An 18,976-nucleotide genomic window follows, 5' to 3' on the forward strand; every position below is an offset into this window, starting at 1 on the left:
ATGTCGATTACACCACAAGAAATAAGTGATAAAGCTTTCTCAAGAACATTCAGAGGCTACAATCAGGAAGAAGTTGACCTCTTTCTTGATAAGATTTACTTTGAATTAGAGGAGATGATTCGATACAAAGATGAAACTGAACTCTATATCAAAAAACTAGAAGAGCGTCTTTCCTATTATACGAATGATATTCCTAAGAGAACAGTAACAAGCGAGCAAGAACCAGAAGCAATTAATGATTCTATTTTTTATTAAGTAAGTGAGGAAAAGTATGCCAATTACATCGTTAGAAATTAAAGATAAAACCTTTGGTACAAGATTTAGAGGTTTTGACCCAGAAGAAGTAGACGAGTTTCTTGATATCGTTGTTCGTGATTATGAAGACTTGGTTCGTAGCAATCACGAAAAAGAAACACGCATCAAGAATTTGGAAGAACGTTTGTCTTACTTTGATGAAATGAAGGATTCCTTGAGCCAATCGGTTTTGATTGCCCAGGATACTGCTGAGCGTGTCAAACAAGCTGCTCAAGAACGTTCAAACAATATTATTCAACAAGCTGAACAAGACGCTCAGCGTTTGCTCGAAGAAGCGAAATACAAGGCAAACGAAATTCTCCGTCAGGCGACAGATAATGCTAAGAAAGTTGCTGTTGAAACTGAAGAATTGAAGAACAAGAGCCGTGTATTCCATCAGCGTCTTAAATCAACGATTGAAAGTCAGTTAGCTATTGTTGAATCATCTGATTGGGAAGATATTCTTCGCCCAACAGCTACTTACCTTCAAACAAGTGATGAAGCCTTTAAAGAGGTGGTTGGTGAAGTTCTTGGTGAATCCGTATCTTTACAACCAGAGGAAGAACCAATTGATATGACTCGTCAATTCACTCCAGAAGAGGTAGCAGAGTTGCAAGCTCGTATCGAGGCTGGCAATAAAGAATTGGCTGAATTCGAAGCCCAACAAAATCAACATACAGAAGAACTTGTCCAGCATGAAGAGTCAGTTGAAGTAGAAGCTACTGCAGCAACTGAGGAAGATGCAAACAAAGAATCTGTTCTTATCCTATAAGAAAATGTGAGAACAAGATCGAACCAACTATATTTTCAGCGAGCGGGAGATGGTGAGAGTCCTGCAATCCCTAGTGGTTAGATTATCCTCTCAAGCAATCCAATCTGAAAGCAGTAAGACTGGACGTTCCCCACGTTACGGGAAAAGAGGAAAAGAGACGCTGTCTTTTTTCGAACAAAGGTGGTACCACGATTTTCGTCCTTTTTTGCGAGTCGTGGTTTTTATTTTGTCTATATAATAAAGGAGATATAATGAAACTCAAAGATACCCTTAATCTTGGAAAAACAGACTTTCCAATGCGTGCCGGTCTTCCAACCAAAGAGCCAGTTTGGCAAAAAGAATGGGAAGAAGCAAAACTTTACCAACGTCGTCAAGAATTGAACCAAGGAAAACCGCATTTCACCTTACATGATGGTCCTCCGTATGCAAACGGAAATATCCACGTTGGACACGCTATGAACAAGATCTCCAAAGATATCATTGTTCGTTCGAAGTCTATGTCAGGTTTTTATGCACCTTATATCCCAGGTTGGGACACTCATGGTTTGCCAATCGAGCAAGTTTTGGCGAAACAAGGTGTCAAACGCAAAGAAATGGACTTGGTTGAGTACTTGAAACTTTGCCGTGAGTATGCTCTTTCTCAAGTTGATAAACAACGGGAAGACTTTAAATGTTTGGGGGTTTCTGGGGACTGGGAAAATCCTTATGTGACTTTGACTCCAGACTATGAGGCAGCTCAAATCCGTGTCTTTGGTGAAATGGCCAAGAAAGGCTATATCTACCGTGGTGCCAAGCCAGTTTATTGGTCATGGTCATCTGAGTCAGCCCTTGCAGAAGCGGAAATTGAATACCATGACTTAGTTTCAACTTCTCTTTACTATGCCAACAAGGTAAAAGATGGTAAAGGTGTCCTCGATACAGATACGTATATCGTTGTTTGGACAACAACTCCATTCACCATCACTGCTTCTCGTGGATTGACAGTTGGAGCGGATATTGATTACGTAGTCGTTCAACCAGCTGGTGAAACTCGTAAGTTTGTGGTTGCTTCAGAATTGTTGGCTAGTTTGTCTGAAAAGTTTGATTGGACTGATGTCCAAGTCTTGGCGACTTATCGTGGGCAAGAATTGAATCACATTGTGACAGTCCACCCATGGGATACAGCAGTAGATGAACTGGTAATCCTTGGTGACCACGTTACGACTGACTCTGGTACAGGTATCGTCCATACAGCTCCAGGTTTTGGTGAGGATGACTACAATGTCGGTGTTGCCAATGGACTTGAAGTTGCTGTAACCGTCAATGAACGCGGGATCATGATGGCAAATGCTGGCTCTGACTTTGAAGGTCAATTCTACGACAAGGTGGTACCAACGGTTATCGAGAAACTTGGTAATCTTCTCCTTGCCCAAGAAGAAATCTCTCACTCCTACCCATTTGACTGGCGTACCAAGAAACCAATCATTTGGCGTGCAGTACCACAATGGTTTGCCTCTGTATCAAAATTCCGCCAAGAAATCTTGGACGAAATTGAAAAAGTCAAGTTCCACTCAGAATGGGGTAAAGTCCGTCTTTACAACATGATTCGTGACCGTGGTGACTGGGTCATCTCTCGTCAACGTGCTTGGGGAGTTCCTCTTCCAATCTTCTACGCAGAAGATGGCACACCAATCATGACAGCTGAAACCATCGAACATGTAGCGCAACTCTTTGAAGAACATGGTTCAATCATCTGGTGGGAACGTGATGCCAAAGACCTCTTGCCAGAAGGATTTAGCCACCCAGGTTCACCAAATGGCGAGTTCAAGAAAGAAACAGACATCATGGACGTATGGTTTGACTCAGGTTCATCATGGAATGGAGTAGTGGTCAACCGTCCAGAACTCAAATATCCAGCAGACCTCTACCTAGAAGGCTCTGACCAATACCGTGGTTGGTTTAACTCATCACTTATCACATCTGTTGCCAACCATGGCGTAGCGCCTTACAAACAAATCTTGTCACAAGGATTTGCCCTTGACGGTAAAGGTGAAAAGATGTCTAAATCCCTTGGAAATACCATTGCTCCAAGTGATGTTGAAAAACAATTTGGTGCGGAAATCTTGCGTCTCTGGGTGACAAGTGTTGACTCAAGCAACGACGTGCGTATCTCTATGGATATCTTGAGCCAAGTCTCTGAAACTTACCGTAAGATCCGTAACACACTTCGCTTCTTGATTGCCAATACTTCTGACTTTAATCCAGCTGAAGATGCAGTCGCTTACGATGAACTTCGTTCAGTTGATAAGTACATGACGATTCGCTTTAACCAGCTTGTCAAGACCATTCGTGATGCCTATGCGAACTTTGAATTCTTAACCATCTACAAGGCCTTGGTAAACTTTATCAACGTTGATTTATCAGCCTTCTACCTTGACTTCGCTAAAGACGTTGTTTACATCGAAGGTGCCAAATCACTGGAACGTCGTCAAATGCAAACAGTCTTCTATGACATTCTTGTGAAAATCACCAAACTCTTGACACCAATTCTGCCTCACACTGCAGAAGAAATCTGGTCCTATCTTGAGTTTGAAGCTGAAGACTTCGTTCAATTGTCAGAATTACCAGAAGCTCAAACCTTTGCTAACCAAGAAGAAATCTTGGATACCTGGGCAGCCTTCATGGACTTCCGTGGACAAGCTCAAAAAGCCTTGGAAGAAGCTCGTAATGCAAAAGTTATCGGGAAATCGCTCGAAGCCCATTTGACAGTTTATCCAAATGAAGTGGTGAAAACTCTTCTTGGAGCAGTAAACAGCAATGTAGCTCAACTTTTGATCGTGTCAGAATTGACCATCGCTGAAGGTACAGCTCCAGAGAGTGCAGTAAGCTTTGAAGATGTAGCCTTTACAGTTGAACGCGCTACAGGTGAAGTATGTGACCGTTGCCGTCGTATCGATCCAACTACTGCAGAACGTAGTTACCATGCAGTTATCTGTGACCACTGTGCAAGCATCGTAGAAGAAAACTTTGCGGATGCAGTTGCAGAAGGATTTGAAGCCAAATAATCAGATTAGAAATATGTCTTCTCATAGTTTAAGATGAGAAGAAAAGGAAAAAGAGAGGAAGTCATTTCTCTCTTTTTTGCTGGAAAAAGTTTAGAACAAAGATGCAGAAATCTAATAATTTTGGGGCTCGTTTTAAGTTGATTTTTGAGATTTTTTTAAAAAGAGGAGTCGTGTTTTGGTACTTTTCAAAAGCATGTGTTGTTTCTAAAAATCGCGACAAATAATTTGAATAATCAAGTGAAATCAGGTAGAATAGAAAGGATTGAATAATATATTGAAAAGGAAATCTTTAGAATGAAACATCAGTTTTATGGAGAAAAACGACAACGTTTTTCTTTCAGAAAGTTGTCAGTTGGATTGGTTTCTGCCACTATTGGAAGCTTCTTTTTGAGTGGGCAAATAACTGGGGACTTGACTTCTGTAAAGGCAGCAGAAATTCAAAGTCAGCAGTCTGCTCAGGTCAAATACCACTACGTAGTGGAGTCTGAATTGACGGAGGCAGAGAAGAGTGCCTTGATAAGGGAGATTCCAAAGTATGTTGAGGATGCTTCAGAGACCTATTATTTAGTTTATCGTCCGACTACTCAAGGGGATTCATCTGGAGTATTGCCTAAGACAGGTCACTCTGGCCTTTGGGAATCAACTTTTACAGCGATGGGTCTTGCATTACTAGTACTTGTAGTTGTTAGAGGCAGGAATGGGAAGAGGTATTTATCTTCGATTTTGTTGGTAACTGGGATGGGATCCATGCTGTTATCTCCAACAGTCTTAGCAGTGACGAATATCGAGCTCGCTGCATATAATCAAAGTCTTAACTTGGGTCTTGGAGATGCACTGCCAGCACCATTGAAAATTGACGGTTACGACTATATCGGTTATCTAAAGAATGAAGAACAAAATGATAGTCATTTAGCTCATTCTGCTCAGAAGGAAAATCTGACACTGGACTTGGAAAAAGAGAAGGGAAGTGAACTTAAACCGAGTGAAACAAATCCGAATACAAAAGAGATTGTTTCGGATAAGGAAGACGGTCTGACAGAGCAAGATAGAGAAGCTATCGCTACTAAGGAGAGAGAACTCGCTCGCCTTGGAGCAGTTCATGAATTGCCAGAATTAAAAATTAGTGAACAAAAGTCGGTTCAAGATCTCCCTTATCAGACCCAATACCAGTATTCCGATGAATTGGCTCAAGGTCAATCAAAAGTCATACAATCAGGTGTTCGAGGCCAACGTACAGTTGTGACTCGTCATTATCGTGAGAATCAAGAAATCGTAAAAAGCGAAATGATTTCTGATCAAGTGACGCTTGAACCTGTTTCTGAAATTATTTTAGTTGGAACAGCTCCAACTAACTCGATACCAAAAGAAACTCCAGTTCACGAAGTTCCAGAATTGACAGAATATGGCACAACTCCAGAAACAGCGCCTGTTCATGAAGTTCCAGAATTGGCAGAATATGGTACAAATCCTGAAACAGCGCCAGTTCATGAAATTTCGGAATTGACGGAATATGGAACTAATCCTGAAACGGCTCCAGTTCATGAAGTTCCGGAATTGACAGAGTATGGCACCAGTCCTGAGACAACTCCAGTTCATGAAGCACCAGAATTGACAGAATACGGAACTAGTCCTGAGACAACCCCAGTTCGTGAGACTCCAGAACTGACGGAATATGGCACCAGTCCTGAAACATCCCCAGTTCACGAAGTTCCGGAATTGGCAGAGTACGGAACCAGTCCCGAGACAACTCTAGTTCAAGAGATTCCAGAATTGACGGAATATGGTACAACTCCTGATACAGCTCCTATTCATGAGACTTCTGAGTTGGAATTGACTACAAATGATGAGGTTAGAATAGAAAAGATTGATTTTTCTATTGACGAGCAATATACAGATGAGATTCCAGAAGGAAGTCGTCAAATCGCCACTCCGGGAGTACAAGGTGAGCGGACCATCAAGACTCGTGTCTACAGTTCCAATGGTCAAGAGGTTGACCGCCAAGAGTTGTCTAACGAGGAAACTCTGGCTCCTGTCACACAAATCGTCAAAGTCGGTACGGCTAAACCAAGCGTGGTACCAAACGATGCGCCAAAATCAGAAACTCTTCCAGAGTATCCGTTGACTTATACTGACGAAACTCGTGTTGAGAAAATAGCCTTCAACATCGAGGAGCAATATACCGATGAGCTTGTTCGAGATGCTCGTCAAATCGCGACCCCAGGAGTCCAAGGCGAACGAACTATCAAGACTCGCGTCTACAGTTCTAATGGCCAGGAAATTGACCGTCAAGAACTTTCGAATGAAGAAACCTTGGCTCCCGTAACACAAATCGTCAAAGTCGGTACGGCTAAACCAAGCGTGGTACCAAACGATGCGCCAAAATCAGAAACTCTTCCAGAGTATCCGTTGACTTATACTGACGAAACTCGTGTTGAGAAAATAGCCTTCAACATCGAGGAGCAATATACCGATGAGCTTGTTCGAGATGCTCGTCAAATCGCGACCCCAGGAGTCCAAGGCGAACGAACTATCAAGACTCGCGTCTACAGTTCTAATGGCCAGGAAATTGACCGTCAAGAACTTTCGAATGAAGAAACCTTGGCTCCTGTAACACAAATCGTCAAAGTCGGTACGGCTAAACCAAACATGGTACCGAACGATCCACCGCAAGCAGACGCACTGCCAGAATATCCGCTAACTTACACTGACGAAACGCGCGTTGAAAAAATCAACTTTAACATTCGTGAAGAAGAAAGCGATGAGCTTGTTCAAGATGCCCGTCAAATCGCGACTCCGGGAGTACAAGGTGAGCGGACCATCAAGACTCGTGTCTACAGTTCCAATGGTCAAGAGGTTGACCGCCAAGAGTTGTCTAACGAGGAAACTCTGGCTCCTGTCACACAAATCGTCAAAGTCGGTACGGCTAAACCAAGCGTGGTACCAAACGATGCGCCAAAATCAGAAACTCTTCCAGAGTATCCGTTGACTTATACTGACGAAACTCGTGTTGAGAAAATAGCCTTCAACATCGAGGAGCAATATACCGATGAGCTTGTTCGAGATGCTCGTCAAATCGCGACCCCAGGAGTCCAAGGCGAACGAACTATCAAGACTCGCGTCTACAGTTCTAATGGCCAGGAAATTGACCGTCAAGAACTTTCGAATGAAGAAACCTTGGCTCCTGTAACACAAATCGTCAAAGTCGGTACGGCTAAACCAAACATGGTACCGAACGATCCACCGCAAGCAGACGCACTGCCAGAATATCCGCTAACTTACACTGACGAAACGCGCGTTGAAAAAATCAACTTTAACATTCGTGAAGAAGAAAGCGATGAGCTTGTTCAAGATGCCCGTCAAATCGCGACTCCGGGAGTACAAGGTGAGCGGACCATCAAGACTCGTGTCTACAGTTCCAATGGTCAAGAGGTTGACCGCCAAGAGTTGTCTAACGAGGAAACTCTGGCTCCTGTCACACAAATCGTCAAGGTCGGCACGGCTAAATCGACTATGGTACCGAACGATCCACCGAAAGCAGAGGCTCTGCCAGAGTATCCGTTGACTTATACTGACGAAACGCGCGTTGAAAAAATCAACTTTAGCATTCGTGAGGAAGAAACCGATGAGCTTGTCCAAGATGCTCGTCAAATCGCCACTCCAGGAGTCCAAGGTGAACGGACTATCAAGACTCGCGTCTACAGTTCTAACGGTCAAGAGGTTGATCGCCAAGAGTTGTCCAACGAGGAAACTTTAGCTCCTGTCACACAAATCGTCAAGGTCGGCACGGCTAAACCAAGCATGGTGCCGAACGAAGCACCAAAAGCAGATGCTTTAGAGGAGTTCGATTTAATTTCACTGCATAATCTCTTAGCAGAAGCGGATCAGATTAAAGCTCAGGCCCGTTATTTCAACGATAGTCAGAGTCATCAAGCTAACTATGATGCTGCTTTGACGGCAGGTCAAGCGATTCTGAGTCAATCCCAAGCCAGCCAAGCAGAAGTCAACCAATTGGTGGAACAAATCAATCAAGCCAAGGCTCAATTAAGTGGTCTTGAGGTTGTCAAAACTGCTCTTCAGACTGAGTACGATTTAAATCCAAGAGTTAAAACTTCGGTTAAATATAAGAATGCGGATTCAGAAAAGCAGACAGCTTATACTGACGAATTGACCAAGGCAGAGGGAGTTTTGAACAATCAAACTGCTACACAAGTCCAAGTCAATCAAGTTCTTGCTAGCCTGACAGCAGCCAAAGAAGCACTGAATGGAGTGCCTAAAGTCAAGCCGACAGTTTCGATTCTAAGTCTAACCGAGAATGCCGATGATAAGTCGGTTACGGTCCAATATAGATTGGAAGACCAGACCAAATCCTTCCGTTCAGCGACTGCAGAATTGTACCAGGGAGATCAGCTGGTTCGCACTCTTCCGATTACTAACTTTGCTGGTAGCTTGAAAATTGGCGACCTAGACTACTATACAGGTTATACTTTGAAAACTAAGTTGACTTATGAACTGGATAATGGCAGCTTTACTGAGTTTGAAACAGACAGTCGTAATTTTGATTTAGAATACAAGAAGATTGCCTTCCGTGATATTGATTCTGTTGAGTTTTATCATAAAGAAAACGACCAATATAAGCGCTTTGTATCGATGAGTTCTATGCCTACGGATCTGTCTACCTACTTCGTCAAGATCAAATCAAGCGAATCCAAGGAAATTCTCCTACCAGTTCACAGCATTTCTGAAGCAGAGAAAGATGGCAAGGCAGTCTATAAGGTTAATGTAACGCTTCCTGAACTCGTCCAAGAAAGTGAGACGGGTTACAAGTCTGGGCACGACTTCTACATCAGTAAGGCAGTCCCAAGTCAGCAAAATGTCTACACCAGCTTTGCTGGATTGGTAGACGCTATGAAGCGAAATATGGCAGGAAATTATGTTCTGGGAGCTGATTTGGATGCGAGCGAGGTCAACCTAGCTCCTGCGGATTATGTCTACCTCAAAGGGAACTTCACAGGTAGTCTGACAGGTAGTCATAATGGTAAGCAATATGCCATTTACAATCTAGTCAAGCCTTTATTTGAAAACCTCAAGAGTGGGTCTACCATTTCAAATATTGACTTTAAAGATGTGAATATCGTGGGGACCTATGACTCAGCTGCGCTGGCACGCAATGCGGAAAATGCGCAAATTACAGATGTTTCTGTTCAGGGGAGAGTATCGGTAGTAGGCAACGCTTCTAACGTAGCGGGTCTTGTAGTTAATGGAACCAATACGAAGATTACCAATAGTTCCTTTACGGGTACCATCCTATCTAACAGTCAACACATCAAAGCCTATAACGTAGGTGGTTTGGTTGCAAGCCTTAAAGGAGGAGAATCACTCCTCAGCCAAAGTAAAGCAGATGTAACGATTATTAGCGGTGCAAGATCAAATGAACAACGTATTGGTGGTTTGGTTGGACGTCTAGAAAACAATGCTCGAATCACCAAATCTTATGTGACAGGAAAATTATATAATTCAACTACTAATGGTCAGATCGGTGGAGTGGTCGGTTCGAACTACTTTAATGGTTTAGTTGATAATGTTATCAGTAATGTTAGCGGTACAAATGTTTACAGTATTTCTGGGGATCAGGGATACAAGAACGACCGCATTACACAAGCATATAAAGTTGCCAAAAGTGAAACCTTGAAAAACGATCAGTTTGTTACTTCTACCATTACTCAAGAAGAAATGGAAGAAAAACTGACTGCTATGGACATAACAACTAGCCTAGATGACACGAATCTAAATATGCGTTTTGTCGACTATGGTCAAGTAAACAATGCTCAATTTGACCGCGGATATTCTTATGCAAATATGGAGAAACTGCTTCCTTTCTACAATAAAGAAACCATTGTTTCGTTTGCGAACAAGATTCCGAAAGAGCATAAGTTGAACAAGGAGTACCTACTGGATGTTGTTCCGATGAAGGGTGACCAGGTTATCACTGATATCCATGGCAATAAAACAGCAATCAATCGTTTGATGCTGCACTACATGGACAATACTATTGACTACCTAGAAATATCTTATCAGGGAGATTTCGTAAATCGAGGCATTGCTGAGTATAGTATCAAGGGGTTAGACCTTCTTTATACTCCAGAAGCCTTTGTATCAGATTATACTAGTATTCTAAATCAAGTCTTGCCAGAGCTAAACAAAGTCGTTCTTGATTCGCCAGCTATGCGAACAGCTCTTGGAGTAGCAGCAGATACTTCTTTAGATGAACTATACTTAGACACCGCATTTACGCAAGTGAAAAGCAAACTGTCAACAGAACTACGAAAAGTTCTGGCTATGGATAAGGCTATCAATACTGAAGGTGAAGTAGTTAAGGATTATCTTGTTAAGAAGATTCTTGCTGATAAGGAAGCTTTCCTATTAGGTTTGACTTACCTTAACCGATGGTACAATATCAACTATGACAACTTTAATGTCAAAGACCTGTCGGCTTACAAGTTGGATTTCTACGGTAAAAATGACGTTTCGGTTCTTGATACAATCATTGCTTTAGGGAAATCAGGACTAGAGAATCTCAAGGCTAAGAACAACTATACAGCGTATGATAATTCGCTCTCTGAAGCAACTGGCAAGCGAGGACTCTTCAATTACCTTGAAGGCTATCGTCAGCTCTTCCTACCATACAAGACCAATAATGAATGGCTCAAAACCAATACAAAAGCCTACATTGTTGAGGCTAAGTCAGATGTAGCAGAAGCGAGACAGCTTCAGGACGCAGCCGAGGGCAAGAGCAAGTATTCTGTTGGTGTTTATGACAAGATTACTGCAGATAATTGGGAACACAAAGGAATGCTCCTGCCACTCTTGACCATGACGGAGAAAGGTGTCTATGCGATCTCTAATATGTCTACCCTCTCTATGGGAGCTTATGATCGCTATCGCCTGGATGCCAATAACAGAGTGCGTACAGATGCAGAACTAGCTGAATATGTCGAAGACCGAGTGAGAAAAACTGCTGAATACCAGCGCGACCACTATGATTTCTGGTACAAGATTCTCAGCCCAGAAAGCAAGGACAAGCTTTTCCGTTCTGTTCTGGTTTATGACGGATTCTCATTGATTGACAAGAATGGTCAAAAATATTGGGCTCCAGCTAATGATAAAAAATCTCTAGCTATGCAGGAGTTCTTCGGACCTGCCGGCAAGTGGTATCCAAGCAAGGGTTATAATGCCTATGCTACGGGTAGTGTAACTCACTTTGATGCTGCTAAATTGTTGGAAGACTATGGTAACTCAGTCTACACGCATGAGATGACCCATAACTCTGACGGTGCTATTTACTTTGAAGGATATGGTCGTCGTGAGGGACTAGGTGCGGAACTCTATGCTCGCGGACTCTTGCAGTCTTCGCCGAGTGCAGATGAACCAACTATTACGCTCAATACTCTCTTCAAGGTGGACAAGGATTCTAAGACACGTATGCATACCTATAATTTCAAGGAACGTGTTCAAAATGAAGCCGACCTGCAACACTATGTCCATGGTATGTTTGACATGATCTACACCTTGGACTATCTAGAAGGTACTTCTATGCTGAAGCAGAGCGATGCTGCCAAGTTACAGTGGTTCAGGAAGATGGAAAATTACTATATTACAGATAAGTATGGTAAGGAGACCCACGCTGGTAACCAGACGCGAAGCTTCACTGCTGAAGAAATCAAGCAGCTGAAGACCTTTAACTCTCTGATTGAAAATGATGTGATCACTCGTCGTGAGAACAAGGATAGTGGGAATTACGGCCGAAATGGCTACCTGAGCCTCAGCCTCTTCTCACCGATTTACTCAGCCTTGAGCAATCCAAATGGAGCGCCAGGTGACGTTATGTTCCGTCGCACAGCCTATGAATTACTGGCAGCCAAGGGCTACCATGAAGGATTTGTCCCTTATGTTTCTGGTCAGTACTCTCAGGAAGCCTTCGATGAAGGGATGAAAACGTGGGATGGATGGTCTGGAAGAGATGTTGGTCTTGTGACAGACCAGAAAGTCTTGGAAAATGTATTTAAGGGTGAATATGACTCCTGGGTAGCCTTCAAGAAGGCTATGTACCAAGAGCGGATTGATAAGCTAACCAAGCTCAAACCAATCACTATTGAGTACGAACTCAGAAATCCAAATAGTACTAAGAAAGTAACCATTCGCTCTTATGCAGACATGCAAAGACTGATGGACGCAGCAGTAGCAGAGGATGTACGCAACATTACCAATGCTACTAGCCGTGTCGAATCTAGCTGGGTCAATCTGCTCAAGAAGAAGATTTACAACGCTTATCTTCGTGAGACAGACGACTTCAGACAGTCCATCTTTGAAAAATAAACTTCTTACAAAGATAGATACGAAAAAAGAAGATCCAAGTGATCTTCTTTTTTCTATGAAAATTGCTAGATTACTACTAAAAACGAATGGACTTACAAACCAATCTATAGATTTTTTATATCCTTCTTAGCATGTTTAGATAGAAATTTGAAATCATTCATCATCTAGTATACTCGTTTTGAAATTTCTTTTGTTTTTCATGAAAATATGATAAAATGATAGCTGTACAAATTTTTAAGGAGATTCAGATGAAAACAAATACACTTGCTCGCGTAAATGCGATTTTTGGTCTTATTTCTGGTATTGTCTTGCTGTTGGCTCCAGTTGTTATGTTTATGATAGCTGTCGGTGCTGCTGCAGCAACGGAGGACTCAGATGCCACAGTTGGGCTATTGACGATTTTTTCAATTATTTTATCATTGGTGAAAATTGCAATCTTGGTTTTAGGAATTGTAGCTATTGTTTATTACAAGGATGATGAGCGTGTGACTCCTGCACCGTCTGTCTTGTTTATCGTGGGTGGTGCTGTTGGATTGATCCCATTCTTGGGCTGGGTAGGAGGAATTTTGACAATCATTGGTGGCTCCCTCTACTTTGGACTTTTGAAAAAATTCGATGTTCAAGAATAACGACTTTTTGTTAGGAATATTTTTAAATAAGAGAAGGCGGTTAGCCTTCTTTTTTCTTACCAAGTAAGAGATAAATCTGATAGGATAAATAAACTTTTTAATTCGTAAAACCTAAAGCATTTATTTGAGACAAGGAACTCTTTTTGTAGTATAATGATGAATGTAAATTACCTATATCAAAATATAATCCTAGTTATTTTCTTGATAGAGGTTAAAAAGCGAGAGGATTTAAAATGAAAAAGATTTTTGGAGAGAAGCAGCATCGTTTTTCCTTACGAAAATTAGCAATTGGTCTTGTATCAGCTTCGATTTCAAGCCTATTTTTTGTGTCCATTGCTAGCAGTGGAACCGTATTTGCTCAAGAAAATGTAGCTGTTCACTACAAATATGTGACGGATACGGAGTTGAGTGGACAAGAAAAAGACTTGATTGTAAAGGACATTCCTAAAATTGCTGAAGATAGTGAGAGCACCTATTATCTAGTCTACCGTATGGATGAGAAAGCACAGCTAGGTCAGTTGCCCAATACAGGTGGGCAGAATAGCCTTACTAGTGTTTTAACTGGTGGAACCCTGGCTTCAATTGGCCTTCTTATTTTTGTTGTATCCAAAAAGAAAGGCAAGAAGAAAGCCCTCTTGAATGTGATTTTGGTAACAGGGATGGGCAGTGGTTTGGTTTCTTCGGTTCAGGCTATTGAAAATCAGCTTTTGCTACAATACAATCAGGAATACCAATTATCCCAAGGAGATAGTCTGCCTTTGCCACGCACCCTATCGGGTTATACTTACCTAGGCTATATTAAGCAAGACAAGGACTCTAGTCTGCAAGAAACTGCTGCTAGGGATCAGAAATTTGACTACACGGTTCAACCTCATTTTCAGACCAATGAAGGTGGGCAAAAGGTAGGAGATGAGCAGAAAAATCCATCTCCAACAAGCCCTGCTGACAAGCCAATCCCTTCTCAAGATTCATCCAATCAAAAGCCGTCCGGTATTGCTAGTGTGGATCCTCAGGATGAAGTCTTGGCTGGTCGTGTGAACAAACCAGAGCTCCTATACAAAGACCAAGAAATTGTAACCAAACTAGACTTTTCAGAAGTGGTTCAAGAAAATCCAGAACTAGCAGAGGGAACCATTCGTGTCAAACAAGAAGGTCATGTTGGGAAGAAGGTTGAAGTCGTTCGCATTTTCACTGTTGAAAACCAAGAAATTTCCCGAGAAGTTCTCTCGACCAAGGTAGAAGAAGCCTTGCCACGTATAGTAGAAAAAGGGACTAAGAAGGCAGTTGCTGCAAGTGAGGCACCTCAGTCTGCAAGAAAAGGAGAGCCTGAGACGCAGGCTCCATTACCAGAATACAATGGGAATCAAGCGGGAGCGATTGTAGCCCCAGAGACAGCTGAAAAACCAGAATATACTGGCACCCAAGCTGGAGCAGTCGTTGAACCCGAGCAAGTATCTCCATTACCTGAGTATCAGGGGACTCAAGCTGGTGCTATCGTCGAGCCAGAACAAGTTGAGCCAGAGGTTGGGGGTGTCCAGTCTGGTGCTTTGGTGGAACCAGAAACGGCTGAGAAACCAGAATATACAGGCGAGCAGTCTGGAGCAATCGTAGAGCCTGAACAGGTGCCACCGACACCAGAGTATACAGGAACTCAAGCGGGAGCGATTGTTGCCCCTGAAACAGCTGAAAAACCAGAATATACAGATACTCAATCAGGTGCCATAGTGGAACCAGAGCAAGTCGCTCCACAAGCTGAGTATCAGGGCACCCAGGCTGGTGCTATCGTTGAACCAGAAATCCAGTCTTCCCTTCCAGAGTATAAAGGCACCCAATCTGGAGCCATTGTTGAACCCGAACAAATTGCTCCTCTTCCAGAGTATACGGGTAATACCGAGCAAGTAAAACCGGAAACTCCAACAGAAAAACCAAAAGAAAAAGATCCAGAGAAGACGCTTGAGCTAAGAAATGTTTCGGATCTGGAGTTGTATAGTCAGATCAATGGTACTTACAAACAACATGTTTCTTTAGACAGTGTTCCAAAGAATACAGAAACTTACTTTGTCAAAGTCAAATCTTCGTCATTTAAAGATGTCTATCTACCAGTTTCTTCAATAACGGCTGAAACGAAAGATGGTCAGACAGTTTATAAAATTACAGCCAAGGCTGAGAAACTCCAGCAAGAGCTAGAAAATAAATATGCTGACAATTTCACCTTCTACCTAGCTAAGAAGGCTACAGAGGAAACGACAACCTTTACTTCCTTTAGCAACCTGGTCAATGCTATCAAGCAGAATCTCTCTGGAACCTATCATTTAGCAGCTAGCTTGAACGCCAACGAAGTAGAGTTGGGTCCTGATGAAAGATCCTATATCAAGGGCACCTTTACTGGTCAGTTGATCGGTGAAAAAGATGGCAAGCAGTATGCTATTTATAACTTGAAAAAGCCTCTATTTGAAACCTTGAGTGGCGCTAAAGTAGAAAAATTAAGTCTGAAAAATGTCTCCATTTCAGGGAAAGATGATATTGGTTCACTGGCCTATGAAGCCCAGAATGGTACAAAGATTCAGCAAGTTCATGTCGATGGTGTTCTAGCAGGTGAACGTGGTATCGGTGGTTTGCTGGCTAAGGCGGACCAATCAAGCATCACAGAGAGCAGTTTCAAGGGAAGAATTATCAACACTTATGAAACGACTGCTGCCTACAATATCGGTGGTCTGGTCGGTCATTTGACAGGAAACAGGGCTTTGCTGACGAAGTCAAAAGCGACAGTAGCCATTTCATCCAACACAAATAGTTCAGATCAGACTGTGGGTGGTCTTGCAGGTCTTGTAGACCAAGATGCGCAGATCCAGCATAGTTATGCTGAGGGTGATATTAACAATGTCAAGCACTTTGGTAGAGTCGCTGGAGTGGCAGGCAATTTGTGGGATCGAACTTCTGGTGATGTAAGGTATGCTGGAAGTTTGACCAATGTTCTCAGCGATGTCAATGTAACCAACGGAAATGCCATTACCGGTTACCACTACAATGGAATGAAGGTAAAGGACACATTCAGTAGCAAGGCCAACAGAGTCTACAATGTCACTTTAGTCAAGGATGAAGTCGTCAGCAAGGAATCCTTTGAAGAAAGAGGAACCATGCTAGATGCTTCTCAAATTGCAAGCAAGAAAGCAGCAATCAATCCTCTCACTCTACCAACAGTGGAACCACTCTCAACAAGTGGCAAAAAAGATAGTGATTTTTCTAAGGTTGCCCATTATCAATCTAAGCGCGCCTTGGCTTATAAGAACATTGAAAAATTGCTACCTTTCTACAACAAGGCAACTATCGTCAAATACGGAAATCTGGTCAATGAGAACAGCCTTTTATATCAAAAAGAACTCTTGTCAGCAGTTATGATGAAGGATGACCAAGTCATCACAGACATTGTTTCCAACAAAAAGACTGCAAACAAACTCTTGCTACACTACAAGGACCATTCATCTGAAAAACTCAATCTCAAATACCAGGCTGATTTCGCCAAATTAGCAGAATATAGTCTAGGAAATACTGGACTTCTCTATACGCCAAACCAATTCCTGTATGACCAATCTTCTATCATCAAGCAAGTCTTACCTGACTTACAAAAGGTTGACTACCACTCAGAAGCCATCAGAAAGACGCTCGGTATTTCTCCAAACGTCAAACAGACCGAGCTCTATCTAGAAGACCAGTTCGCCAAAACAAAACAACAACTGGAAGACAGTTTGAAAAAACTCTTGTCAGCTGATGCTGGACTTGTCGGTGACAATCCAGTCACCAAGGGCTATCTTGTAGATAAAATCAAGCACAACAAGGAAGCCTTGCTACTTGGCTTGACCTATCTGGAACGTTGGTATAACTTTAGCTATGGTCAAGTAAACGTCAAAGACCTGGTTCTGTACCATCTGGACTTCTTTGGAAAGGGAAATGCCTCACCACTCGATACTCTGATTGAGTTAGGTAAATCTGGCTTTAACAATCTTCTAGCTAAGAATAATGTCGATACTTATGGTATCAGTCTTGCCAGTCATCATGGAACGAAAGATTTGTTTAGCACTTTAGAACATTACCGAAAAGTCTTTTTACCAGATACAAGCACTAATGACTGGTTTAAATCAGAGACTAAGGCTTATATCGTCGAAGAAAAATCCACTATCGAAGAGGTGAAAACGAAGCAAGGACTAGCTGGCAGCAAGTATTCTATCGGTGTCTATGACCGCATCACGAGTGCCACATGGAAATACCGCAATATGGTCTTGCCTCTCCTAACCTTGCCAGAGAGATCCGTCTTTGTTATCTCAACTATGTCTAGTTTAGGATTTGGAGCCTATGATCGCTACCGCAATAGCGAGCATAAAGCGGGCAAGGCTCTCAATGATTTTGTAGAAGAAAATGCGCGTGAAACAGCCAAACGTCAGCGAGATCACTACGATTATTGGTATCGTATTTTAGATAATGAGGGACGTGAAAAACTCTATCGTACGATTCTCCTTTATGATGCCTATAAGTTTGGTGATGACACAACATCTGGAAAAGCTACAGTGGAGGCTAAGTTTGATAGCGCCAATCGAGCCATGAAGAACTTCTTTGGCCCAGTTGGCAATAAGGTAGTACACAACCAGCATGGAGCCTACGCAACAGGGGATGGCGTCTACTATATGTCTTACCGCATGCTCGACAAGGATGGCGCTATTACGTATACCCATGAGATGACCCATGATTCCGATCAGGATATTTACCTTGGCGGCCATGGTCGAAGAAGTGGTTTGGGACCAGAGTTCTTCGCAAAAGGCTTACTGCAAGCCCCTGACCAACCAAGTGACGCAACCCTCACCATCAACTCCATCTTGAAACACTCAACATCAGATAGTACAGAGGACTCCCGTCTGCAAGTCTTGGATCCGACAGAGAGATTCCAAAACGCTGCAGATCTTCAGAACTATGTCCATAATATGTTTGATCTCATCTACATGCTGGAATATCTCGAAGGGCAGTCAATTGTTAAGAAACTGAATGTTTACCAGAAAATGGCGGCTCTCAGAAAAATTGAGAACAAGTATGTGAAAGATCCAGCAGATGGAAATGAGGTTTATGCCACTAACGTAGTCAAAGAATTGACAGCAGAAGAGGCCCAAAAATTGACCAGCTTTGAGAGTTTGATTGACCATAACATCTTGTCAGCTCGTGAGTACCAGTCTGGCGACTATGAACGAAATGGCTACTATACAATTAAACTCTTTGCCCCAATCTATTCAGCTCTCAGCAGTGAGAAAGGCACGCCAGGGGACCTTATGGGACGCCGGATCGCTTACGAACTTTTGGCTGCCAAAGGCTTTAAGGATGGAATGGTACCTTATATCTCAAATCAATACGAAGAAATTGCCAAACAAAAAGGTAAAACCATCAATCTCTATGGTAAAGAACGTGGATTGGTGACAGATGATCTTGTTTTGGACAAGGTGTTTGAAGGCAGGTATGCATCTTGGGCTGCCTTTAAGAAAGCCATGTATAAAGAACGTGTGGATCAGTTTGAAAACTTGAAGCAAGTGACCTTCAAAGATCCGACGCAATCATGGATGAGCAATGCCACGAAAACCATTCAAAGAGTAAAAGAATTACAAGAACTGATGGACCAAGCTGTGCTACAGGATGCAGTGGCTCCTCGTTGGAGTAATTATGATCCAGAGATTGACAGTGCCGTTCATAAGTTGAAGAGAGCAATCTTTAAAGCTTATCTTGACCAAACAAACGACTTCAGAACCTCTATTTTTAAGAAATAAGGGTTGGAAAATGAAAAGGGAGGATCGACAGATCTTCTCTTTTTATGTTCGGATGTCTGAAAG

Annotated in this window: 6 protein-coding genes; all 6 read left to right on the plus strand. The window is 42.5% G+C overall.

Going from position 1 to position 18,976, the window contains the following annotated elements; genetic code table 11:
- Entirely contained in the window at positions 1-255 is a 255-nt protein-coding gene (locus SNAG_RS02845; protein ID WP_000028988.1) for a DivIVA domain-containing protein, read from the plus strand.
- A gap of 16 nt (positions 256-271) precedes the next feature.
- Entirely contained in the window at positions 272-1,066 is a 795-nt protein-coding gene (locus SNAG_RS02850; protein ID WP_096406333.1) for a DivIVA domain-containing protein, read from the plus strand.
- A 251-nt stretch (positions 1,067-1,317) separates the two neighbouring features.
- The gene (gene ileS, locus SNAG_RS02855; protein ID WP_096406336.1) at positions 1,318-4,110 is read left to right on the plus strand and encodes an isoleucine--tRNA ligase; all 2,793 of its coding nucleotides are present in this window, start codon (positions 1,318-1,320) and stop codon (positions 4,108-4,110) included.
- 294 nt (positions 4,111-4,404) lie between these two features.
- A complete protein-coding gene (locus SNAG_RS02865; protein ID WP_096406341.1) occupies positions 4,405-12,483 on the plus strand; it encodes a ZmpA/ZmpB/ZmpC family metallo-endopeptidase in 8,079 nt (2,692 codons plus the stop codon).
- Positions 12,484-12,731: 248 nt separating this feature from the next.
- Positions 12,732-13,112, plus strand: a complete 381-nt coding sequence (locus SNAG_RS02870) for a hypothetical protein (RefSeq protein WP_096406343.1) — start codon at positions 12,732-12,734, stop codon at positions 13,110-13,112.
- A gap of 233 nt (positions 13,113-13,345) precedes the next feature.
- Entirely contained in the window at positions 13,346-18,913 is a 5,568-nt protein-coding gene (locus SNAG_RS02875) for a ZmpA/ZmpB/ZmpC family metallo-endopeptidase (RefSeq protein WP_096406346.1), read from the plus strand.
- Positions 18,914-18,976 lie beyond the last annotated feature (63 nt).

The sequence above is a fragment of the Streptococcus sp. NPS 308 genome, assembly GCF_002355895.1.
Taxonomy (GTDB): domain Bacteria; phylum Bacillota; class Bacilli; order Lactobacillales; family Streptococcaceae; genus Streptococcus.